The sequence below is a fragment of the Caballeronia sp. LZ024 genome, assembly GCF_031451455.1.
GTDB lineage: Bacteria > Pseudomonadota > Gammaproteobacteria > Burkholderiales > Burkholderiaceae > Caballeronia > Caballeronia telluris.
Genome location: NZ_JARUXL010000001.1, coordinates 916,092 through 937,722, shown reverse-complemented (window position 1 = coordinate 937,722; position 21,631 = coordinate 916,092). Strand labels below are relative to the sequence as shown.

The window sequence follows — 21,631 nt, the reverse complement described above, 5'->3', positions numbered from 1 at the left end:
CCACGCGACCAATGCACCTCCCGTCTGAGCGAAGCGAAGACGGATGGATGACTGCCTTACCAATCTCTTCGCTGCGCGATGACACAGTGGTTAATCGCACCAAGCCCGGTGGTTCTTTGAGGGCGACACTTAGGCGGTATGTCCACTCAGTATTTCAAGTGCGTTGTCCTGCTAACACTGCTGCCTGAAAAAGCTGCTTTCTTTGGTCACTTTCTTTGCAGCAGCAAAGAAAGTGACTGCCGCCCCGCACAGGGGCAGAGCCAATAGACCGAAAAGAAAACACGTTCAGCACAAGCCCGAGCGCATCAAACGGTTTTCAAAAAGCGCCAGCAAAATCAAATGTCCGCTTCGACCTCGTTGCCCTTCTCTTCGAGCCAACTGCGCCGCGATGCCGCCTCGCCCTTGCCCATCAGCATGGTCATGCGCGTGACGGTCCGATCGAACCCGAGATCGCCCAGCCGGACCGGCAAGAGCCGCCTCGTGTCCGGGTTCATCGTCGTGTCCCAGAGCTGTTCCGCGCTCATCTCGCCAAGTCCCTTGAACCGGCTGATCGTCCATTGGGTGTCGCGCACGCCGTCCTTCCGAAGCTTGTCGAGGATCGCTTCGAGTTCGCCTTCGTCGAGCGCATAGAGCTTCTGCGCGGGCTTTTTGCCGCGCGCGGGTGCATCGACGCGAAAGAGCGGCGGACGCGCGACACACACATGCCCGCGCTCGATCAGTTGCGGGAAGTGCTTGAAGAAGAGCGTCAGCAGCAGAACCTGGATGTGCGCACCGTCGACGTCTGCATCCGACAGAATGCAGATCTTGCCGTAGCGCAGATTGGAAAGGTCAATCTGCTCGTCCGGACCGTGCGGATCGACGCCGATCGCCACCGCGATGTCATGCACTTCGTTGTTCGCGAAGAGCCGGTCGCGCTCCGTTTCCCACGTGTTCAGCACCTTGCCGCGCAACGGCAGGATCGCCTGGAATTCCTTGTCGCGGCCCATCTTCGCGGAACCGCCCGCCGAATCGCCCTCGACGAGAAAAAGCTCGTTGCGCGCGATATCGGTCGATTCGCAATCGGTCAGCTTGCCCGGCAACACGGCCACGCCCGAACTCTTGCGCTTCTCGACCTTCTGCCCCGCGCGCGTGCGCGCCTGTGCCTGACGGATCACGAGTTCGGCGAGCTTCTTGCCATACTCGACGTGCTGGTTCAGCCAGAGTTCGAGCCCCGGCCGCGTGAACGACGACACGAGCTTCACCGCGTCGCGGCTATTCAGCCGCTCCTTGATCTGCCCTTGAAACTGCGGATCGAGCACCTTCGCCGACAGCACGAACGACACCCGCGCGAACACGTCCTCGGCGAGCAGTTTCACGCCCTTCGGCTGCAAGTTGTGCAACTCGACGAAGCTCTTCACCGCCTGAAAGAGACCGTCGCGCAAGCCGGATTCGTGCGTGCCGCCGGCGGGTGTCGGAATCAGGTTGACGTAGGATTCGCGCAACAGCGGCCCTTCCTCGCTCCACGCGACGACCCACGACGCGCCCTCGCCTTCCGCGAAGGTTTCCTCGTTGGAGCGCGAGCTTTCCGCGTAACGCTCGCCTTCGAAAAGCGGTATCAGAAGGTCGCTGCCGCCCATGCCTTCGAGCAGATAGCCGCGCAGGCCGTCTTCGTATTTCCAGACCTGCCGCTCGCCGGTCTTCTCGATGACGAGCACCACTTCGACGCCCGGCAGCAACACCGCCTTCGAGCGCAAGAGCCGCTGCAGCTCGCCTGTCGGCAGATTAGGCGAATCGAAGTACTTCGGATTGGCCCACGCATGCACGCGCGTGCCGGTCTTCTTCGCGGCGCCGCGCTCCGCAGGACGCGTCGTGAGCGGCGCGATGACATCGCCGTTCGAGAAGCCGATCTCGGCGACTTTGCCGTCGCGCCAGACGGTGACGTCGAGCCGTGTCGACAGCGCGTTCGTCACCGAGACGCCCACGCCGTGCAGGCCGCCCGAGAACGTGTACGCGCCGCCGGCGGCCTTGTCGAACTTGCCGCCCGCGTGCAGGCGCGTGAACACGATCTCCACGACCGGCACGCCTTCTTCCGGATGCAGGCCGAACGGGATGCCGCGGCCGTCGTCTTCGACGGAGATCGAGTTGTCGGTGTGCAGCGTGACCGTGATCTGCTTGCCGTAGCCGCCGAGCGCTTCGTCCGAGGCGTTGTCGATGACTTCCTGAATGATGTGCAGCGGGTTTTCGGTACGCGTGTACATGCCGGGCCGCTGCTTGACCGGCTCGAGGCCCTTCAGCACCTTGATCGATGCTTCGCTGTATCCGCTGCTTTTGCCGCTGTCGGGTTTTTTCGTGGACATGACTGAACGTTGGTCCGGTGTCCGCCGGTCCTTCCGGCGTCGCTGCGCGAAAGGCGGCCGGGGCACCGGCGAATGCGTAAACACATCGGGCTCGCCCGGCCGAACGCGCCGGGCTGCCTGGAGAATCGCTGCAATGCGGTGCCCGTCAAACGCGGACATCCGGAAAACGCGACGTATTTTACTGTTTTCGATATGGCGGGCAATGACGGCGCGGTGACGGCGGCCTTATTTGCGCTTCGCTTCGAGTTCTTCCCAGCGTTCGAGCGCGGCGAGCAGTTCCTCGTCGATGGCCGCGTGCCGTTCGCTCAGCCGCGTGCCTTCGTTCGCGTCCTTCGCGAAGATCGAGCCGTCTTCGAGTTGCGCGCCGATCGCCTTCTGCTCCGCTTCCAGCGCGGCGATCTTCTCGGGCAGCGCTTCCAGTTCGCGCTGCTCCTTGAACGACAGCTTCACGGTGCGCTGCGCGTTGCGGCCCGCCGCGCTTTCCTTCGGCGCGTCTTCCTTCTGCGATTCCTTCGCGTTCTGGCGTGCGGCGTCCTGCGCGATCTGTTCCGAACGTTCGCGCTGGATCTGCCAGTCGGAGAAGCCGCCGACATACTCGCGCCACTTCCCGCCGCCTTCCGACGCGAACACGGACGTCACGACGTTGTCCAGGAACGCGCGGTCGTGGCTCACGAGCAGCACGGTGCCGTCGTAATCGGTCAGCAGTTCTTCGAGCAGTTCGAGCGTGGGGATGTCGAGGTCGTTGGTCGGCTCGTCGAGCACGAGCACGTTCGCCGGTCGCGCGAAAAGACGCGCGAGGAGAAGCCGGTTGCGCTCGCCGCCCGACAGCGACTGCACCGGCGAGCGCGCGCGTTCGGGCGCGAACAGGAAGTCGCCGAGATAGCTCATCACGTGCTTCTTCACGCCGTTCACTTCCACCCATTCGCTGCCCGGGCTGATGGTGTCCGCGAGCGTCTTGCCGAGATCGAGCTGCGCGCGCATCTGGTCGAAGTACGCGACTTGCAGGTTCGTGCCGGTGCGCACGCGGCCGGCATCGGGCTGGATTTCGCCGAGAATCAGCTTGAGCAGCGTCGTCTTGCCCGCGCCGTTCGGGCCGACGAGACCGATCTTGTCGCCGCGCATCACGGTGGCGGTGTAATTGTCGACGATGGTGCGCTCGCCGTAGCGCTTCGTCACGTCCGTCAGCTCCGCGACGATCTTGCCCGATTTCTCGCCCTGCCCGACATCGAGTTTCACGTTGCCCTGCACGTTGCGTCGATCGGCGCGCTCGTTGCGCATCTCGACGAGCCGTGCGATGCGCCCGACGCTGCGCGTGCGCCGCGCCTCCACGCCCTTGCGAATCCACACTTCTTCCTGCGCGAGCAGCTTGTCGAACTTCGCGGCTTCCACCTGCTCGACTTCGAGCTGCTGCGCCTTTCTCGTCTGATACGCGCTGAAGTTGCCCGGATACGAAAGCAGCCGCCCGCGATCCAGTTCGACGATGCGCGTCGCCACGCGGTCGAGAAACGCGCGGTCGTGGGTGATGAAGAGCAGGCCCGTGCGCAGCGTCACGAGCAGGTCTTCGAGCCAGCGGATGCCGTCGAAGTCGAGATGGTTGGTCGGTTCGTCGAGCAAGAGCACGTCCGGCTGCACGACGAGCGCCCGCGCCAGCGCGACGCGCTTTCGCATGCCGCCGGACAGCGCGCCGACGCGCGCGTCGCCGTCGAGGCCGATTTGATCCAGCGTGGTCGCGACGCGCGTGCGCCAGTTCCAGGCGTCGTGCAGGTCCAGCGACGACTGCAGCGCGTTCATGCGCGCGAGCAGCGCATCGTGTTCGGCGCCTTCGGGCGTGTCGGCGAGCTGGTGCGCGACTTCGTCGTATTCGTCGAGATGCGCGCGGGCCTCGGTCAGGCCGGACGCGACGACGTCGAACACCGGCGCGTCGAGTTCGAATTCGGGTTCCTGCGGGACGTAGACCGTGCTGAGTTCGCTCTGGCGCGTGACGAGGCCGTCGTCGGGCTTCGTCAGGCCGGCGACGATCTTGAGCAGCGAGGACTTGCCCGCACCGTTGCGCCCGATCAGTCCGACGCGCTCCCCCGCTTCGAGCGAGAAATCCGCGTGATCGAGCAGCGCGACGTGGCCGAACGCGAGTTGCGCGTCCGAGATGGAATAAAGCGACATGAGGGCAGCCGGAAAAGTGCAAAAACAGGAAGCGGCCATTGTACCGGTGTTACCCGTCGCGGCCCGTGGCGTCGGTCATTCGGACAAGGCGCCGGCGCCCCCGGACGTGAAAAACGCGGCCGAAACCGCGTTTTCGAGATACGCACACGGGCAAGCTACTTCACGTGCACCTTGATCGTCTGGCTCATTTCCGGGCCGTAGGAGCGATGCGCGCCGTCGGCGAACTGCATCGTCAGCGTGTGGTCGCCGGGCGGCAGCTTCACGTCGGTTTCGGTCTGACCCTTGCCGAAGTGGATCGACTTGTCGTCGGCCGGGACCACGACGCCCTTCTGCACCGGCCCGCCGTCGATCAGCAGATGATGATGACCGGAGTTGTCGCCCATCGTGCCGGCGGGCGCGACCTGCATGCCTTCGATGCCGAACTTCACATGCACCGGGCTCGACACGGTCGCGCCGTCCTTCGGCTCGATGAAATAGACGCGCGCGGGCGTCTGCGCGTGTGCCGCCAGCGCGAACAGGAAGCTTGCCGAGAGCACCGTCCCCACCATTTTTTTCAACATCGTTTTCTCCTTGGAAGAAAGCGGCCGAAGCGCGCCTTTCGCCGGCCGGACGCAGCGCGCGCATCGCGACGCTACTCGACCGAGGATACACCGCGCTTGCAACCGGGCAAATTGGGTCGAACGCCGGGCGCGCGCGGCGGGGAAGCATTTTCACGATTCCGGTAAGATGCCGGCTCGCTGCATTTTTCGCCGCGCCGTCTCGGCGCCCGTTGCAATCCGCAAAACGAAACAAAAGAGTCTGTCGTGAGTGAAGTTCTGGAATACAAAAGCTGGGTCTGCCTGATTTGCGGCTGGATCTACAACGAAGAAGACGGCCTGCCGGACGAAGGCATCGCGCCGGGCACCCGCTTCGCCGATATCCCCGCGAGCTGGCGCTGCCCGCTCTGCGACGTGGGCAAGGAAGATTTCGCGGCCGTCGAATTCTGATTTCCGCCGCTTAAGAAGTCACCGCGATCAGTTCGCGGCTTGCCGCGCTGACGCCCGAGCCGTCCCAGTCGCCAAACCACTGGACCGCTCCGAAGCCGGCCTTCGTCAGCAGGTCCGAGAGTTCGTCCTGGTCGCGAAAGCGCAGTTCGCTCGCCGCGACCAGCGTCTCCCCCGTCGATTCGAACCGGTAATGCGTATTGAAGCGCACCCGGCCGTCCGATAGCGCGTCTCGCGGATCGGGCGCGTCGATGCGTTCCTGCCACACTTCCACGCCGCCGACGCCCGCCACCTCAATACGCCGCACCGATTCCGTCTTCGTCCATCGCTCCCACGCGCGCGCTGCCGGATCGCGGCTGTCGAACGCGATCCGCCCGCCGTTGCGCAACGCGTAGCGCGCGGCGCGAAGCGTATCGAGCAACACGTCATCGTCGAGAAAAACCTGCGCCACATGACTCGTCATCAGCACGAGATCCATCGGGCCGGCGAACGCGAGCGCCCTCGCATCGCCTTCGATCCAGGTGACTTCGTCGCCATCCGCACGCTTGCGCGCGACCCGCAGCATCTCGCGCGACGGATCAATCCCGGTCACCCGGTGTCCCTGCTGCGCGAGCGCGCAGGCGAGCAGCCCCGTCCCGCAGCCCAAATCGGCGATGCGCGCCGCGCCCTGCGCGAGCTGCAGATAGAACGCCGTGTCGGGGCCGGCGGGATTGAGCGCATCGTAAAGCGCAACGAGGCGCGGATCGGTATAGAGCATCTGTGGCATCGGCGTGGGGCTAGCGGCTCAGGTACGCGAGCGCCTCGCGCATCGGCTGGCTCGCGATCATGATCGGGCCGGAGAACGGCGTGTCGAGGTCGAAGATCACGAGCACGGTGAGCGCGATCGAGAGCGCGCCGAGCGTGATCGTCACGAGCGAAAGCGCATTGCGCGGCGCGATCAGCCCGAAACACAGAAAGATGATCATCAGCCAGCCGATCAGGATCCGGTCGAACGGATACGAAATCGAGCCGTGCGCCTCTTCGATCAGCTTCCAGCGCTGCGCGATGAGGCGCTCGAAGCGCGCGAGATTCTCGGCGGCCAGGTTGACGTGAAACGAGTCGCGCGGTTCGAGCTGGCGCACGAACAACTGGCCGCGATCGAGCATCGCGCCGAGCATGGGGCTGTCGAGATTGTCGGTGCGCGGCTGGTTGCCGGCGATTTTCGGATAGTCGCCCGGCGGCGGCGTCTCGTTCGGCCAGGTGCTCGCGATCGCGGCGGCGGTGTAGCTGCGCAGCAGCGTGCGGGCGCCATCGGCGTCCGGGCCGTATTCGCGCAGCGCATGATCGAGCTGGATCAGCGAGGAGGCGTAGGTGCGGATGTCGTTGTTGGTCGTATCGAAGACGGTTTTCGCCGATGCCGTCAGCAGCCCGAGCACCAGTGCCGCGAACGTCACCAGCATGCCGACGACGAGCTGCACGAGCTGCACGGTTTCCTGCGCCTTGTGCTCTTCGGGCAGGAGCGGCCGGACGATGGCGCCGACGGCGGTGCTGGCGAGAAGCAGGACGAAAACGAGCGCGGCGGATTCGATTTCGGTCATGGCGATTCACGGACGGATCGAAGGGCGACGGGCGGAGTGTCGCATGATCGGCGGGGGCGCGGCGAGGCGTGCGTGCAACGCGCGTTTTGAGGAGGGGCTGCGGGATGAGCGAGGAGGCGAGGAAACTTCAAGGCTTTGACAGTCCCACACCAACTACAGAACTTTCATAATCGGGCCCCGTCCCTTTCAAGGACCTAATACTTCCATGTCATGCGGATTGGACTCAGACGGACCGTCTACTGACAAGTGCACATTTTCGCGTCGCAGTATTTAATTTGTCCGATGGCGCCCGTTGGACGTCCTAACATAGTCTTCTATGGAATGGAACGGTCAACTCGCTGGCTGGAGACAAAAATGAACAGGCAGAGGAAATTTGTCAGTGAGACTGATCCGCAAGCGCAGCCTTCACCAGGCAAGCTAAAGGCGACAATAGAAAACCATCCACTGGCGGTCCTGGCAGGCGTAGTAATCGCCGCAGCAACGTTGACGGCAGGTGTCATCGGTTGGTTTTGGAAAGAGTCCGATCATTTACAGGACATTCAATTCAAAACCGAACTGAGTTCCACCAGTGCAAAATTCGAGGCAAAGATATCGGATTTAAGTTTGCGGTTGGCGTCTATAGAACGGCGTGTCGGCGATACGAAGCTCTATCTTGACGTCCTTCGGATACCAATTACGGCTTCGGACGTTAATGCACTTCCGGCCTCGTATTCGAGTTTTGATTCGGGATACTTTTTTGTCTCAGTTCCCGCATCCGGAACCTGGACCGGCAGCGCGGCGACGCAGCTCGATGTGGCCATCTCTATGTTCGGTGACAGCGCCCGCAAGATGGTTGATGCCGTTGGACAAGCTCTTCCGGTAACGGTCAAATACAAGGGATTCCTCTGGAAAAGTTCCGAGGTGATCACGTCGCAACTTGCACCGTCGGCATTCACTCAGATGCTGGGCAACGACAAGTTTCAATTTCACCCCTACCTTTTTATAATGGGAATAGATCAGGCCTATGTTAATGATGCGCTTAAACAGATTAAGGGTATTTTCGCAGAAAAGCCGCCCGAGGCTGCCGAGATAGCTAAATCAATTGCAGTACTGGATCAACTCCGCACGGCGGATGGCGGAAAGGATAAAAACGCTTCGGCGACGAATGCGGCGCCACTAGCGGCCGCAAAAAACGAGGTCCTTCAAAAGTCCGATTTAGAGCAGGGCGTTCTGGACGCCCTGTCGGCAACTTCGCGTGAGGACCTTGCCGGATTCCTGCTGGTTGATGCGCTTCTCTCGCGGCTACAACTGTCCACTTTCGCTGGGGGATCGCTCAAAGTCGTTGCGACTCAAAAGAAAGGCAATGTCTGGTATCTGCGCACTCAGATGGTGCTACCGACAGCGTCCATGCAGGGCGATAAGGCGGTCACAGCTCAAGTCATATTGGACGAGGAATTCTTTTTTATTGGCACGACCCGTGGGGGAGTGCTCGTCCGTAGCGGAGTTCCTTCGCTCGCGTTAAGAAGCGACGCCTACGCCTGGACTTCGTCATTGCTCAGCTCACTTCGCGTAACAGTCGACTAGCAACCGGCGGATCGCTCAAGTGGGGCCTTGGCCGAACGCAGATCACGCCGGAAGGGCCTCACGCGGGTCCCTTACGTTGCAACGGGAGGCCATTCTCCACAAATAGACCTCGGTTCGCGCCGGACTGCATGCATTTGCGAAGGTCTTTTGTTTGAGACCCGGAAATCTCTGCGGGCCTCTTCACACGCACGTATTCAACACCCTGGTCCCCCCGGCAGGAATCGAACCTGCATCTAGCGCTTAGGAGGCACTCGTTCTATCCATTGAACTACGGGGAGCGATCCGGTCGCGCGAGCGGCGCGGGATCAATGTGTGCAGCCGGCTTCGATGCTTCTTCCTAAACGAAGCGCCGGCGCTGGCTCTGACAGGCATCGCCAGCGAGCGCAGAGTATATCAAACACCGTCATGCGCCATCCGGCTTGCGAGAAAACAAACGGCTTAAGGGAAAGTACTGATCAAGCATGCGCCGTCGCCGCCGATAGACAGTGATGGACCACCCCGATACCAAGCCTCAAGGCGCGTTTTCGGCGCTGTTGGCAGACCAGGACCTCACGCACCTCGAACTGGTGCTGGCGCGCTCGCTCGAATGCGATTTCGGCGGTCCGATCCTGCCGCCGCGGTACTGGCGCGAGCGGCTCGCGGAGGTCACGCGCGCGTCGCACCTGTCGCACACGCAAATCCAGACGGTCCACCGGCTCTATCTGCGGATCGACGCCTTCGAAACCGCCGAGCGGCAACGGGACGAAGAACGCTCGCGTGCGGCGAATGCAGCCGAGACAACCGCCGATGCCGTCCGCGTCAGGAAGCCGCGCAGCGCCTGAGTGCAGTCGACAAGCCAGTGCGCTCTAATGCCGGTGCCGTATCCACCAGTCGCGCATTAAATGAGGGTGCGCCGCGGGGCGCATCAGCAAGCGCTGGCAGTGTTCGTCGCGCCAGTCGTGGGCACATGCGACGATCGCCACGGCCAGCAGCGCGGCAAGCCCGGCCAACAGGCTGGAGAAGTCATACATGGCGCCCTCCTCGTCCGATTGCAGCCATGCTTTCATCATAGGTCAGAAGGCCGCCGCCCGACCCGCCTTCAAACGCCTCAGGCTCCGCGCCGCGCCTTCTGCAACTGCGCGTGCGCCGCGAGCCGAACCGCCGCGTTCGCTGCACCGTAGCCGTCATAGCCGCCTCGCCGCTCGATGATCTCCAGGAAGAACCGCTGATCGAGCTGTTCCGTATAAGCGTGAAAAAACTCGCCGCCGCGCTCGTCGCGGTCGTAGAGGATATTGTGCTCGCGCATCGCGTCGATCTGCTCGTCGGGCAGCGAGTAGCGCGCCGCCAGATCGTCGTAGTAATTGCGCGGAATGCGCAGGAACTGGACGCCGTCCGCGGCAAGACGCGGAATCGCATCGAAGATATCGGGCGTGCTGAACGCCACGTGGTTCAGGCCGGAGCCGCGATACGTCGCGAGCGATTCCACCACCGCCGTGTAGCGGTCCACCGACGCGTTCAGCGCGATGCGCACCGAACCGTCGCGGCTTCGCACGGCGCGGCTGCGCACGAGCCCGTAGGGATCGGGCACGAGCACACTCGGCTCGGTCTCGAAGCCGAACGCGGTGCGAAAGAACAGCACCCAGGTGTCGAGCGCGTCGGCCGGCAGCGACAAACACACGTGATCGATGCGTTCGAGCGGCCCGACTTCATACGGCCCGTCGATGTCGGTCAGGATGAAGTCCGATTCCCACAGCGTCGGCGCGCCGGGCGCTTCATCGACGAAATATTCGAGGCTGCCGTCGGGCGCCTGCACGCCGGGCAGCACGCGCTCGTTCGGGCCGACGCGCCCCGAAAACGGCGTGTAGCCGTAGGCGGCGGCGCGCTCGAACGCGCATTTGGCGTCGTCGACGCGAAACGCCGATGCGCACAGCGACAACCCGTGCTGCTGGAAAAACGCGCTCGCGAACGAATCCATCTCGGCGTTCAGCACGATCGAGCCGGACCCGTGCCGATACAGCGTGACATCCTTCGAGCGATGCCGACCCGCGAGCCGGAAGCCGAGCTTGCCGAGCCAGCCGGCGACTTCGCCGCGCGTCGCGTCGTCGACGGCAAATTCGAGGAACTGGAAGCCGATGTGCGCGGGCGGCGCGGGCGGATCGAAGAGGATGTCGGACGCCTTGTCGCCGAGCACCGCGCGCGTCTGTTCTTCGAGAAAGCGCAGCGACCGATGGCCGTCTGCGGCGGTGACGTTGGTCGGCGCGGCGCGAAAGCCGTCGTTGAAGATTTCGAGCGACAGCGGCCCCGTATAACCCGCTTCGAGCACGCGCGCCGTGAAGGTGGCGACGTCGAACGCACCCTGGCCCGGGAAGCAGCGGTAATGGCGGCTCCATTCGAGCACGTCCATCGCGAGCACGGGCGCGTCGGCGATCTGCACGAACGCGATCTTCCCGCCCGGAATCGACGCGATTTCGTCGACGGAATCGCGGATCGACAGCGTATGGAAGCTGTCGAGCACGAGGCCCAGATTCGGATGATCGACGGCATCGACGAGCCGCCACGCGTGCTTGTACGAGTTCACGTGCCGGCCCCACGCGAGCGCCTCGTAGCCGACGATCACGCCCGCCTCTTCGGCCGCGCGCGCGAGCACGCCGAGCTGGTCGGCAATCAGCGCATCGTCAGCGATCGTCTCCGGCGACACGTTGCTGCACGCCAGCATGCGATCCGTGCCAAGTTCGTGCATCAGCTCGAACTTGCGCTTCGCGCGCTCGACATTGCGCGCGAGGCGCTCGGGCGAGACGCCCTCGAAGTCGCGAAACGGCTGGAACAGGTAGACGGCGAGACCCAGGTCCGCGCAGATGCGCCGCACGTCGGCGGGCGTGCCGTCGAAATAGAGCAGATCGTTCTCGAAGATCTCGACGCCGTCGAAACCTGCCGCGCGGATCGCGTTCAGCTTCTCGACCAGCGTGCCGCTGATCGAGACCGTCGCGATGGAAGTCCGGATGGAACGCAGCATCGCTGCCTCCTTGTAATGCAGTGGAAATGCGTAGCGACCAGGCCTGCAAGACCCGTCCAGTGTAGGCCAATCCCACAGGACGCGCGAAGCGGCCACGGCGTTCGCATTCGATATTCTCGATCCTGCCCGGCGATGGTACAGGAAACTAACTAGATCGTACAAATTCGGACAAGTACCGACACGCGTTTCTGTCGCAGCGCAGCAGCGCTTCGCCATGAAGCGCGCAAAAAAGCAAAACGGCGGCCGAAGCCGCCGTTTCCTGCACTCGTTTCAGCCGTCGCGGCGCATGAACCGCAACACCGCATCGACGATCATCTCGCGATGCCGCACGCGCGAGCGCGGCCCGGAAGGATCGCGCCCGAACGCCGCGCCCCAGGTATGCCGGTTCGCGACGCGGTGAAAACAGAAGGAACTGATCATCAGATGCAGGTCGATCGGATCGACGTCGTCGCGGAATTCCCCTGCCGCGACGCCGCGCGCGATCAGGTCTTCGATCGTGCGCACGACGCTCGAATTGCGGTTCTTGAAGGTTTTCGATTGTTCGATGTACTTCGCCGCGTGCACGTTTTCGATCGTGACGAGGCGCACGAAATCGCGATGCTTGTCGTGATAGTCGAACGCGAATTCGACGAAATGGCGCAGCGCCGCTTTGGGCTCCATCTCGCCCAGCTGCAGTTCCTGCTCGAGCGCGCGGATGTCGCCGTAGACCTGCTCCAGCACGGCTTCGTACAACCCTTCCTTGCTGCCGAAGTAGTAATACAGCATCCGCTTGGTGGTGTTGGTGCGCTCCGCGATGGCGTCGACGCGCGCGCCTGCCAGCCCCATCGCCGAGAACTCCTGCTTGGCGATTTCGAGGATATTGCGCTTGGTCTCCTCCGGATCGTACTTGCGCCGCGTCTCCGGCGAAGGCGCAGCACTGCCGGGCGTCGCAGCCTTACTTGCTTTTTTCATTGTTCTGGTCAAATTTTTAGCTGAAAGCGGCATGTGAAAATCGATTCTAGCACGGTGAAAACGCACGTCCGGCCGTGATTTCAGCCGCCCTTTCCGGCCACGCAGACGCCCTCGCCCGCCCGGCCGTTCGCCTATAATTCGCGCGGCAAACCACAAGGAATCGCATGACGCTCAAGACCGTTCTGACCGGCGTGATCGTTGCCGCCAGCGCCTTCGCCGCGCCGCTCGCGGCGTGCGCAGAAGCGCATGAACGCGTGCAGCAGCAGGCGCAACAGCAGGCACCCTCGCCCCAGAGCCTCGCGATGGAAGGCGCGCGCACCTGCGGCAATATCGCGCGCGGCGCCGCGGACGTCTGCCATATCGATGCCGCGAAAATCGAGCGCTTCAAGACGGCGGCCCGGCAGAACTTCGCCGCCGCGCCCGACTTCGACGGCGCCTGGAAGCTCGGCTACACCGAAGCGCAATCGGCCGTCGACCGCTTCGCGCGCCTCAAGTCGACCGATCCCGCCGAATACGCGAAAGAAATCCACGAAGCCTGCCCGGCGCTCAACCGCGGCATCGACGAAGTGACGAACGGCAAGTAGCGAACACGCGCCCGGCTAGTCCCGCTGCGCGCGCCGGTCGTTCTGCGAATTGTCGTAATGGGCGCGCTTTTCGGCGTACATGACCGTGTCCGCGCGATGCAGCATCGCTTCCAGCCGCTCGCCCTCCTGCGCGGTCGCCGCGCCCATCGCGAAACTGAGCGGCATGCCCGAGTAGAATTGATTGTTCACCTCCACCAGCTGGCGGATGCTGTCCATGACCGCCTCGCCGCCGCGCTCGTCGGTGCCCGGCAGCAGCACGACGAATTCGTCGCCGCCGATGCGCGCCGCCTGGAACGGCTTTTCCAGCGCCTTGCCGAGCACCTCGCCTGCGGGGCGCAGCAGTGCGTCGCCGGCGGCGTGGCCCAGCTGGTCGTTCACGCTCTTCAGTCCGTTCACGTCGACCGCGATCGCCGTCACCGGGTACGGGCCCTTGCGCTCCAGCCGGTTGATTTCGTCGATGCAGAACGAACGGTTCTTGAGCTTCGTCAGCACGTCGTGCTTGCCGAGGAATTCGAGGTACGCCTCCGCCTTCTTGCGCGCGGTGATGTCGGTCAGCGCGACGAGCACGAGATCCCAGTCGCGCTCGTGGCCCGGAAACACCGAAAACTGCAGGTGCACGTGCAGCTCGGCGCCGTCGAGCGAATAGTTCATCACTTCGCGCTGGTGAAACAGCTTGTGATCCCATAGGTCGATCAGCTGTTCCTGGAAATGATGCTGCATGTCGTCGCGAAAGATGGTCTGGAGGTTCGCGAAGAGCGTCGGCTTGTCGGGCGCGGCGAACATCCTGAGCGTGTGCTGGTTGACGTCGAGCACGTGAATTTCCTGCATGCAGCGCTCGACGAACTCCGGATGCACGTTCGTGAACGTCCGGAAATCGACGATGCCGCGCTCGCGCACGTCGTCGAGCAGCGCCTTCACGGAACTGAAATCCTCCACCCACAGCGATACCGGCGAATGCTCGAAGAGCCCGCGCGCATAGAGTTCGCTCTCGGCCGCGCGGCGGCGCACACCTTCGAGTTCGGTGATGTCCTCGATCGTGACGAGCACGCGGTCCCAGCGCGATTCGTGGCCCGGCAGAATCACCGCCTTGAGCAGCACGTCGAGCCGCCGGCCGTCGAGCGCGTAATTCACCGTCTGGCTCACGAACTGCGGCTTGCCGGCCCACAGTTGTTCGAGCTCGTCGACGTGGGTCGCGAGCATGTCGTCGCGAAACACGCAGGCGAGGTTCTGCATGAGATGATCGACGTCCTTCGCGCCGAAAAGCGACAGCGTGCGCCGGTTCACCTTGATCACACGGATGCGCGACGAACACGCGGCGATACGCGCCGGGTCTTCGGCGAGATGCGCGCGCAGGTCGGTGACGCCGGCCGCGCGCCAGCTTTCGAACAGTTCGCGCACGGCGCTGAAGTCCTCGAGCCAGAGCGACACGGGCGCGAGATCGAACATGTCGGCGTCGTCGGCGGGGGCGCTCCCGTCGGCATTGGGCCGCTCGGATGGCTGGATGGCTGCGCGGACGGCGCGCCGCTCGTCATTAGGCATGGTCGTTAATCCGGCTCGCGCCGGTTCCGTATTTATCTCGACGTATTCATCGTGTTTATCTCAATATTCTAGCCCGTCATTTTTCAGCGCCGGTTCCGTGGCCGCCGCGGGTCTGCCGTGCGTCGCGCGACGCGTCGTTAAGCGGGGCCGGATGCTACACTCGACGAGCCCTTCGCGCCCTGTCCCGCCTCGCTTCACCTGTGCGCTCCGCCGGGCATGTTTGCTGCGGCAGGGCGCGAAACATCCGGGCGGGCGCCGTGCGCCGCTTATTTCAACCTGTTGAATGGAGGCAAGATTCTCATGGCTGATTTCCGCATCTGGTCCGACGAGTTTCCCGCGAACGGCTTCATGACGAAGTCGCAGGAATTCGATCAGCAAGCCTTCGGCGGAGCGGGCGAGAACATTTCGCCCGCGTTGCAGTGGGAAGACCCGCCCGCCGATACGCAGAGCTTCGCGCTCACCGTCTACGACCCCGACGCGCCCACCGGCAGCGGTTTCTGGCACTGGGTGATCGTCAACATTCCGGCCGATGTCCGGTCGCTGCCGCGCAATGCCGGCAAGGCGGACGGCAGCCTCCTGCCCGCGGGCGCGCTGCAGTTGAGGAACGACTACGGCACGGTCGGCTTCGGCGGAGCGGCGCCGCCGCGCGGCGACAAGACGCATCGCTACATCTTCCGCATCCACGCGTTGCAGGCGGGCAATCTCGCGCTCGACGCCGGCGCGACCAACGCGGTCGCGCGCTTCATGGTGCATCTGAACGAAATCGATTCGGCGACCTACACGGGTCTGTACGAACTGAAGTGACGCGATGAATTGACGCGATCCGCGACGTGCGGCGGCCCGCGAGGCCTGCCGCGCGCTTCATCCACGCTCCACGCCGCCCGACGCCCCGATCGATGGAAGCAGAACAAGGTCTGCCGTATCCGCAACGCTTCTGGGCGATCCTCGTCATCGCGCTCGGCATCACGCTCGCGGTGCTCGACGGCGCCATTGCCAACGTCGCGCTGCCGACCATCGCCCGCACGCTGAACGCGGCGCCCGCCGATTCGATCTGGGTCGTCAACGCCTACCAGCTCACGATCACCATCTCGCTCTTGCCGCTCGCCTCGCTCGGCGACCGCATCGGCTACCGGCGCATCTACATGACCGGGCTCGCGCTCTTCACGCTCGCGTCGTTCGGCTGCGCGCTGTCGAACTCGCTTCTGACGCTGACCGTCGCGCGCGTGATCCAGGGCTTCGGCGCGGCCGGCATCATGAGCGTCAATACGGCGCTCGTGCGCATGATCTATCCGCCGGACCAGCTCGGCCGCGGCGTCTCCATCAACGCGACGGTCGTCGCGATTTCCTCGGTGATCGGGCCGACCGTCGCCTCGGGCGTGCTTGCCGTCGCGCCGTGGCCGTGGCTCTTCGCGATCAACGTGCCGATCGGACTTGCCGCGCTCGCGATCTGCACGCACGCGCTGCCGCGCACGCCGGGCCATCGCGAACCTTACGACTACGTGAGCGCGCTGATGAATGCGCTCTTCTTCGGCTTCGCGATCACGGCCGTCGACGGCCTCGGTCACGGCGAGCACCGCCCTTATGTGATCGCCGAATTTCTGGTGGCGGGCGTGATCGGCTATTTCTTCGTGCGCCGCCAGCTGACGCAGCGCGCGCCGCTTCTGCCCGTCGACCTGATGCGCATTCCGGTGTTCGCGCTCTCCGTCGCGACGTCGTTCTGTTCGTTCGTCGCGCAGATGCTAGCGTTCGTCTCGCTGCCGTTCCTGCTGCAGGACGGTTTCGGCATGACGCAGGTCCAGACAGGTTTCCTGATGACGCCGTGGCCGCTCGTCATCGTGTTCGTCGCGCCGCTCGCGGGCGTGCTCGCGGATCGCTACTCGGCGGGCATCCTCGGCGGCATCGGGCTTGCGATCCTGACCGGCGGACTCCTGCTGCTCGCGACCACGGGCATGCATCCGGCGCCCGTCGACATCGCCTGGCGGATGGCCGTCTGCGGACTCGGCTTCGGGCTCTTCCAGTCGCCGAACAACAGGCAGATGCTGTCTTCCGCGCCGCGTCATCGCAGCGGCGGCGCGAGCGGCATGCTCGGCACGGCGCGCCTCTCCGGACAGACGCTCGGCGCCGCGCTCGTCGCGCTGATCTTCGGCGTCGCGCCGCAGCATGGCGCGGTCATCACGCTGTACGCGGCGGCGGCGTTCGCGGCGGCGGCCGCGATCGTGAGCCTCATGCGGCTCGCGGGCAAACGCCGCGCTGAAGCCGTCTGAGCGCACGCGCGTCCCGCCCACGCGCACACGCACGCCACGCACCCCGCGTCGGCTGCCCGCTCTGCTGGGCACACCCCTTGCTGCCGTCGAGTCGGGGGTTCCGCACGCCCGGAACCCGTCCCACAGGCTTACCCAGCAACAAGGAGAGTGTTTTCATGGCTACTTCGCTCAATGATTGCAAGGTCGCGATTCTCGCGGTCGACGGCTTCGAACAGGCCGAACTCGTCGAGCCGCAGCGCGCGCTGAAAGAAGCCGGCGTCGAGGTCCACGTGATCTCGCAAAAACCGGGACAGATCCAAGGGTTCAAGCACGTCGACAAAGGCGACACCGTCGCGGTCGATGCCACGTTCGATCAGGTCAAGGCGTCGGATTACGACGCGCTCGTGCTGCCGGGCGGCGTCGTGAACGGCGACGCGATCCGTCTCGACGCGCAGGCGCAGGGCTTCGTCAAAGCCATGAATCAGGCGAAAAAGCCGATTGCGGTGATCTGCCACGGCGGCTGGCTGCCGATCTCGGCGGGCATCGTCTCGGGCCGCACGATGACGAGCTGGCCGAGCCTGCAGGACGACATCCGCAATGCGGGCGGAAGCTGGGTCGATCAGGAAGTGCAGATCGACGGCAATCTGATCACAAGCCGCAAGCCCGACGACCTGCCCGCCTTCAGCAAGGCGCTGATCGACGCGCTCGTAAAGGCTAAACAGGCCGCGTGAGCGTGAAAATCGCAGGAACAGGAGGATGCATGCCGAACCATTCCGCTTTTAACCGCCGACGTGAAACACCGTCCACGGCGCAGCCGTCGATGCGCGGCTGGGTGAAGAAGAGCGTCGCGGCGCTCGCACTCGCAGCCGGGCTCGTGCCGCTCGCGTCCGCGCAGAACGCCCCGGCGAGCGCGGCATCGGAGAAACTGTCGGCGACCGACCAGCAGTTCGTGCAGGACGCCGGCACGGCCGGCGCCACCGAAATCGCCGCGAGCAAGCTCGCGCTCTCGAAATCGAGCGATGCGCAGGTCAAGCGCTTCGCCGAGCGCATGATCGCGGACCACACCAAACTCGCGCGCAATCTCGACGTCGTCGCGAAGCGCCACGGCATCACCGCGCCGGCGAGCGCGGATTCGTCGGTGGTCGGCAGCCTGCAAAATCTTCAAGGCGCCGACTTCGACAAGGCATATATTGAAAAGGTGGCGGTCGGCGGCCATCAGAAGGCCGTCGAGCTCTTCAAGCAGGAAAGCGAGAACGGCAACGACGCGCAGCTGAAAGGCGCCGCGGCCAAGGCGCTGCCGATCATCGAGCACCACTACCAGATGGCGCAGCAGCTCGCGAAGGCCAAGACATGAGCGCCCTTCCCGCTTTCTCCCATCGTCCGGCCTATGAGGACTCGACCATGCACATCACCTTCGCGGAAGATCCGCCCGTTTTCGACGGCGTCGACCTGGTGATCAATTTCACCGCACTCGTCGACGGCCAGCCGGTCGTCTGCTCGATTTCCGCCGAGGCGCTGGAGGACCATTTCGCCGCGGCCTCCGCGCGCGAGGAGGACCTGATGCCTGCCTACGAACAGGGCCGGCCGCGCATCCGCGCGGTCTGTGCCGAAGCGCTCGACGAGAACGGCGGAGAGCCGGTCGTGCTGCGCAGCGGCCTCTTTCGCGTCGCGGGCATGGAACCGAAATAGGCGCACCGCCCTCTACCTGACCCACTCGAACACGGAGGCACCATGTCGCTCATCATCGCGGGCCGTTTCCAGACATTTCCGGCCGCCGAGTCCGCCGCGCAACGGCTCTTCGCCCGCGGCTTCGTCGAGGAAGACGTCACGCTCTTTTTCGTCAATCCGAGCGGGCAGCACGCCCGGCATCCGATCGGCGGCGACGTCGGCACCGATGCGGGCGCGCAGGCCGCGCCCAAGGGCGCCGGTCGCGGCGTGACGATCGGCGCAGTGATCGGCGCGGTCATCGGCGCGGCGGTGTTCGCGGTCTTCAAGGCGCCGTTGCTCGTGTCGGCGGTGGCGGCGGGCGTCGGTGCGTATATCGGCTCGCTCGCGGGCGCGATGTCCCATACGCGCAAGTCGAAGCCGGGGTCGACCACCTCCACGGCCAACGAGGAAAACGCGCGGCACGCGGGCGTGCTGGTTGCCGTGCATGTGTCGCCGGAGTCGCAGGACGACGCGGCGTCGATTCTGCGCGAGGCCGGCGGCATGGACATCGAACGTGCGTCGGGACGCTGGCAGCAGGGTCGCTGGAGCGACTTCGATCCGCTGCAGCCGCCGCATCCTGTCGGCGAGTATGCGCAGCGACGCGCATAAACACGAAGGCCGCCCGAGGGCGGCCTTGTTTTTTTGTGCTGCGGTCCTAGACGAAAAGCGGATCGCGCCGCGCGCGCGGCATCGCGTTCCGTTCGTCGACTGGCTGTTCCTCACGCGGCATGTGGCAGGTGGCGCGTAGCAGGTGCGTCGAGTGGCGCTCGCCGGCGGAATCGCAGGCCTTGCCCTCGACGGGTCGCGTGGATTGCGCTTCGCCACGCGAATCTCGCATGTCCATCGTGTGTTGCCGGACCTGCATGACGAGCGCTGCCGTGACGATCGCCACGAAGATCAGCAGCTCGCGAAAGTTGATGCTCATCTGATTCTCCCAAGTCGTTATGCGCGTCGCGGTCGATGCCGCGCGCTGTTGGATGCTTCGTCGAACGACCGGAAAAGCAAGCGGCGTGCCGCGCAACACGCATCGCGTGCAAGCGGTGTCGGCTGCATGAGCATGCACCGGGCACGCCGCATGCGATAGCGGAAGGGACCGCATCCCGCACCGGGATCTGACTGCGGGGAACTTCGATCAACAAGGAGGTATTACATGAGCACGAATATCGTATCGGTACTCAATGATCTCGTAGAAACGTCGAAGGACGGTGAAAAGGGCTTTCTCAAGGCAGCCGAAGATACGCGTGACCCGAGCCTGAAGCTCCTGTTCCAGAATCGCGCGGAAGACTGCCAGCGCGGCGCGCGCGAACTGCAGGACGTCGTGCAGCGCCTGGGCGGCACGCCCGAAACCGGCGGCACGGTCGCAGGCGCGCTGCATCGCGGCTGGGTCGACGTGAAGTCGGCGGTCACGGGCCGCGACGATCACGCGATTCTCGCCGAATGCGAGCGCGGCGAGGACGTCGCGAAGAAGAACTATCGCGATGCGCTCGACAAGGATCTGCCGGCCGATGTGCGCGCAGTCGTGGAGCGCCAGTATCAGGGCGTCATCCAGAATCACGATCGCATCCGCGATCTGCGCGATCAGTACGCCGCTGCAAAGTCGTAATGCGCCGGTGACGAAGGGCCTGGCGCGGCCGTCATCGACGGTCGTTCGTTGGCCCGGCTGATTGCTTCCCCCAGAGCCGCCGCTCGCGCAAGCGAGTGGCGGCTTTTTATCGGCTGCGGGCGAATGACGCAAAAAAGCCCGGCCGCTTGCGCGGCCGGGCTTCGTGTTTCGTCGGGGAATCGCGCAACTTACTGCGGCTGGCCCTTGTCGTTCGTGCCGAGCGACGACGCCGCCGCAGCCGCCGACGCGCCCTTCAGCTTATGCGCCTTGTTCTGCTGATGCAGCGTCGTGCCCTTCGATGGCTTCGTCATCGCGCCCGATGCCATGTTCATCGAATCGGCGCCCGCCGACGTGCCGTTCGACTGACCGCCGCCCGCTGCGCCGCCCGCATTCTGCGCGAACGCCGGCGCCGCGCAAACCATCGCGAGCGCACCGATCAAGGCAAACTTCTTCGTGTTCTTCATCGGAATCTCCTTGTAGTGCGGCCGTTGCATCGGCGACATGCCGTGCCAAACCGCGATGAGTGACGTCCCTGTTCAACGTGTTTCGAGGTCGTACTTCCTTGTGCGTCGTTGCTGCTGAAGGCGCTTGCATCGTCGAGCCGCGGCGCCAGTCGAAACCGGCGTCGCGGCCTTCCCGCTTATTCGGCTGCGATCTTGAGATGGTTCTTCACGTGGGTCACGCCCGAGACCTTCGAGACCACGTCCTCCGCCGCCGTCCGGTCCTCAGCCGACGGCACGGTGCCCGTCAGCGAAACGACGCCCCTCACCGTCTTGACGTGCACATGCGTCGACTTGACGTTCTTCGCGCCGAGCAGCTCGGCCTTCACCTTCGTGGTGACGGCGCTGTCATCGACCTTCTGGCCGACGGACGTGCCCGTCGAGTCCGATGCTGCCGTCGTCTGAGCGGTTGCGTTGAGGGCAAACACGACTGCTGCGATACCGCCGGCTGCCTTCAGGAATTGGGTCGTCTTCATGGAAACTCTCCTTCTTTTCAGTTTTAAAAGTACGGTCTCGCCCTGACTGCCTGTACCGCTTGAGAGCGCGGGGGACCGGTTCATTGGTACTGTCTGTCGTTACTTTGTGTACGTCGCGCCCCGTAGCAACGCGATCGTGCAACGACTACCGCAACTTGCGTGCCGGGTCATATGAAACACACCGCGCGCGACCTCGGATAAAGCGCTCGACGCCCTGTCGCGACGCGGTTTCGCAGGTCGCCGAGATAGTGTTGTTCCGTGCGTTTTTCAACATGTGGGTATCTGCCCGGACGAGTTGTCCATGCGCTGCGGTTTTGTCGGACGACGTGTAAAAACTGCGTGGAAGCGGCCCTCGCAGCCTTCCGCAATCCGCGTGCACGCATCGCAAAAGCCCGGCGCCATGCGGCTTTAACACAA

General features: G+C 64.3%; 23 protein-coding genes and 1 tRNA gene. 11 read left to right on the top strand and 13 right to left on the bottom strand.

The window, feature by feature from the left end:
* Positions 1–335 precede the first annotated feature (335 nt).
* The 3 genes from QCE48_RS04230 to QCE48_RS04220 all read right to left on the bottom strand — a co-directional run bounded on the left by QCE48_RS04230 (position 336) and on the right by QCE48_RS04220 (position 5,056).
* On the bottom strand, positions 336–2,336 hold the full coding sequence (locus tag QCE48_RS04230) for a DNA topoisomerase IV subunit B (RefSeq protein ID WP_309785940.1): 2,001 nt from the start codon (positions 2,334–2,336) through the stop codon (positions 336–338).
* A 225-nt stretch (positions 2,337–2,561) separates the two neighbouring features.
* Complete coding sequence (locus tag QCE48_RS04225) at positions 2,562–4,496, bottom strand: ATP-binding cassette domain-containing protein (RefSeq protein WP_309785941.1); 1,935 nt, start codon at positions 4,494–4,496, stop codon at positions 2,562–2,564.
* Between the two features lie 155 nt (positions 4,497–4,651).
* Positions 4,652–5,056, bottom strand: coding sequence for a DUF4399 domain-containing protein (locus QCE48_RS04220; RefSeq protein ID WP_309785942.1), 405 nt, complete (start codon positions 5,054–5,056; stop codon positions 4,652–4,654).
* A gap of 243 nt (positions 5,057–5,299) precedes the next feature.
* On the opposite strand from QCE48_RS04220, the gene QCE48_RS04215 reads away from it, so the two are divergent.
* Positions 5,300–5,482, top strand: coding sequence for a rubredoxin (locus tag QCE48_RS04215; RefSeq protein WP_062634664.1), 183 nt, complete (start codon positions 5,300–5,302; stop codon positions 5,480–5,482).
* 10 nt (positions 5,483–5,492) lie between these two features.
* On the opposite strand, the gene QCE48_RS04210 is transcribed toward QCE48_RS04215, so the two are convergent.
* Together QCE48_RS04210 and QCE48_RS04205 are read right to left on the bottom strand one after the other, a co-directional pair.
* Entirely contained in the window at positions 5,493–6,236 is a 744-nt protein-coding gene (locus QCE48_RS04210) for a class I SAM-dependent methyltransferase (RefSeq protein WP_309785943.1), read from the bottom strand.
* Between the two features lie 19 nt (positions 6,237–6,255).
* A complete protein-coding gene (locus QCE48_RS04205; RefSeq protein WP_309785944.1) occupies positions 6,256–7,056 on the bottom strand; it encodes a hypothetical protein in 801 nt (266 codons plus the stop codon).
* Between the two features lie 354 nt (positions 7,057–7,410).
* Between QCE48_RS04205 and QCE48_RS04200 the strand changes: the two genes are divergently transcribed.
* Positions 7,411–8,619 (top strand): hypothetical protein, encoded by a 1,209-nt coding sequence (locus QCE48_RS04200; protein WP_309785945.1) that lies wholly within the window; start codon positions 7,411–7,413, stop codon positions 8,617–8,619.
* Positions 8,620–8,822: 203 nt separating this feature from the next.
* Here QCE48_RS04200 and QCE48_RS04195 read toward each other — a convergent pair.
* Positions 8,823–8,897 (bottom strand) — tRNA-Arg (locus tag QCE48_RS04195).
* A 210-nt stretch (positions 8,898–9,107) separates the two neighbouring features.
* On the opposite strand from QCE48_RS04195, the gene QCE48_RS04190 reads away from it, so the two are divergent.
* Positions 9,108–9,440 (top strand): hypothetical protein, encoded by a 333-nt coding sequence (locus tag QCE48_RS04190; protein ID WP_309785946.1) that lies wholly within the window; start codon positions 9,108–9,110, stop codon positions 9,438–9,440.
* A 24-nt stretch (positions 9,441–9,464) separates the two neighbouring features.
* Here QCE48_RS04190 and QCE48_RS04185 read toward each other — a convergent pair whose 3' ends face one another.
* The 3 genes from QCE48_RS04185 to QCE48_RS04175 all read right to left on the bottom strand — a co-directional run bounded on the left by QCE48_RS04185 (position 9,465) and on the right by QCE48_RS04175 (position 12,562).
* Entirely contained in the window at positions 9,465–9,629 is a 165-nt protein-coding gene (locus tag QCE48_RS04185; RefSeq protein WP_309785947.1) for a hypothetical protein, read from the bottom strand.
* Between the two features lie 77 nt (positions 9,630–9,706).
* Positions 9,707–11,599 (bottom strand): TIM barrel protein, encoded by a 1,893-nt coding sequence (locus QCE48_RS04180; RefSeq protein ID WP_309788272.1) that lies wholly within the window; start codon positions 11,597–11,599, stop codon positions 9,707–9,709.
* A 282-nt stretch (positions 11,600–11,881) separates the two neighbouring features.
* Entirely contained in the window at positions 11,882–12,562 is a 681-nt protein-coding gene (locus QCE48_RS04175; RefSeq protein WP_309785948.1) for a TetR/AcrR family transcriptional regulator, read from the bottom strand.
* Between the two features lie 164 nt (positions 12,563–12,726).
* Between QCE48_RS04175 and QCE48_RS04170 the strand changes: the two genes are divergently transcribed.
* Positions 12,727–13,146 (top strand): hypothetical protein, encoded by a 420-nt coding sequence (locus tag QCE48_RS04170; protein ID WP_309785949.1) that lies wholly within the window; start codon positions 12,727–12,729, stop codon positions 13,144–13,146.
* 15 nt (positions 13,147–13,161) lie between these two features.
* On the opposite strand, the gene QCE48_RS04165 is transcribed toward QCE48_RS04170, so the two are convergent.
* On the bottom strand, positions 13,162–14,685 hold the full coding sequence (locus QCE48_RS04165) for a diguanylate cyclase domain-containing protein (RefSeq protein ID WP_404982798.1): 1,524 nt from the start codon (positions 14,683–14,685) through the stop codon (positions 13,162–13,164).
* A gap of 300 nt (positions 14,686–14,985) precedes the next feature.
* Here QCE48_RS04165 and QCE48_RS04160 point away from each other — a divergent pair, with 300 nt between their 5' ends.
* From QCE48_RS04160 to QCE48_RS04135, 6 genes are all read left to right on the top strand, one after another.
* Positions 14,986–15,489, top strand: coding sequence for a YbhB/YbcL family Raf kinase inhibitor-like protein (locus tag QCE48_RS04160; RefSeq protein WP_116562863.1), 504 nt, complete (start codon positions 14,986–14,988; stop codon positions 15,487–15,489).
* Positions 15,490–15,581: 92 nt separating this feature from the next.
* Positions 15,582–16,949: an MFS transporter gene (locus QCE48_RS04155; protein ID WP_309785951.1), complete on the top strand. Its 1,368-nt coding sequence runs from the start codon at positions 15,582–15,584 to the stop codon at positions 16,947–16,949.
* 155 nt (positions 16,950–17,104) lie between these two features.
* Positions 17,105–17,659, top strand: coding sequence for a type 1 glutamine amidotransferase domain-containing protein (locus tag QCE48_RS04150; RefSeq protein WP_309785952.1), 555 nt, complete (start codon positions 17,105–17,107; stop codon positions 17,657–17,659).
* An 89-nt stretch (positions 17,660–17,748) separates the two neighbouring features.
* Entirely contained in the window at positions 17,749–18,282 is a 534-nt protein-coding gene (locus QCE48_RS04145; RefSeq protein ID WP_309788274.1) for a DUF4142 domain-containing protein, read from the top strand.
* Entirely contained in the window at positions 18,279–18,617 is a 339-nt protein-coding gene (locus QCE48_RS04140; RefSeq protein ID WP_309785953.1) for a DUF1488 domain-containing protein, read from the top strand. The genes QCE48_RS04145 and QCE48_RS04140 overlap by 4 nt, the downstream gene beginning before the upstream one ends.
* Before the next feature lie 42 nt (positions 18,618–18,659).
* Positions 18,660–19,244 carry a hypothetical protein gene (locus tag QCE48_RS04135; protein ID WP_309785954.1) on the top strand — a complete coding sequence of 195 codons (585 nt, stop codon included), beginning with the start codon at positions 18,660–18,662 and terminating at the stop codon, positions 19,242–19,244.
* A gap of 46 nt (positions 19,245–19,290) precedes the next feature.
* On the opposite strand, the gene QCE48_RS04130 is transcribed toward QCE48_RS04135, so the two are convergent.
* On the bottom strand, positions 19,291–19,560 hold the full coding sequence (locus tag QCE48_RS04130) for a hypothetical protein (RefSeq protein ID WP_309785955.1): 270 nt from the start codon (positions 19,558–19,560) through the stop codon (positions 19,291–19,293).
* Between the two features lie 225 nt (positions 19,561–19,785).
* Between QCE48_RS04130 and QCE48_RS04125 the strand changes: the two genes are divergently transcribed.
* Positions 19,786–20,238: a PA2169 family four-helix-bundle protein gene (locus QCE48_RS04125; protein WP_116562805.1), complete on the top strand. Its 453-nt coding sequence runs from the start codon at positions 19,786–19,788 to the stop codon at positions 20,236–20,238.
* Between the two features lie 188 nt (positions 20,239–20,426).
* Here QCE48_RS04125 and QCE48_RS04120 read toward each other — a convergent pair whose 3' ends face one another.
* Positions 20,427–20,702 carry a hypothetical protein gene (locus QCE48_RS04120; RefSeq protein WP_309785956.1) on the bottom strand — a complete coding sequence of 92 codons (276 nt, stop codon included), beginning with the start codon at positions 20,700–20,702 and terminating at the stop codon, positions 20,427–20,429.
* Positions 20,703–20,878: 176 nt separating this feature from the next.
* The gene (locus QCE48_RS04115; RefSeq protein ID WP_309785957.1) at positions 20,879–21,214 is read right to left on the bottom strand and encodes a BON domain-containing protein; all 336 of its coding nucleotides are present in this window, start codon (positions 21,212–21,214) and stop codon (positions 20,879–20,881) included.
* Positions 21,215–21,631: the final 417 nt, after the last annotated feature.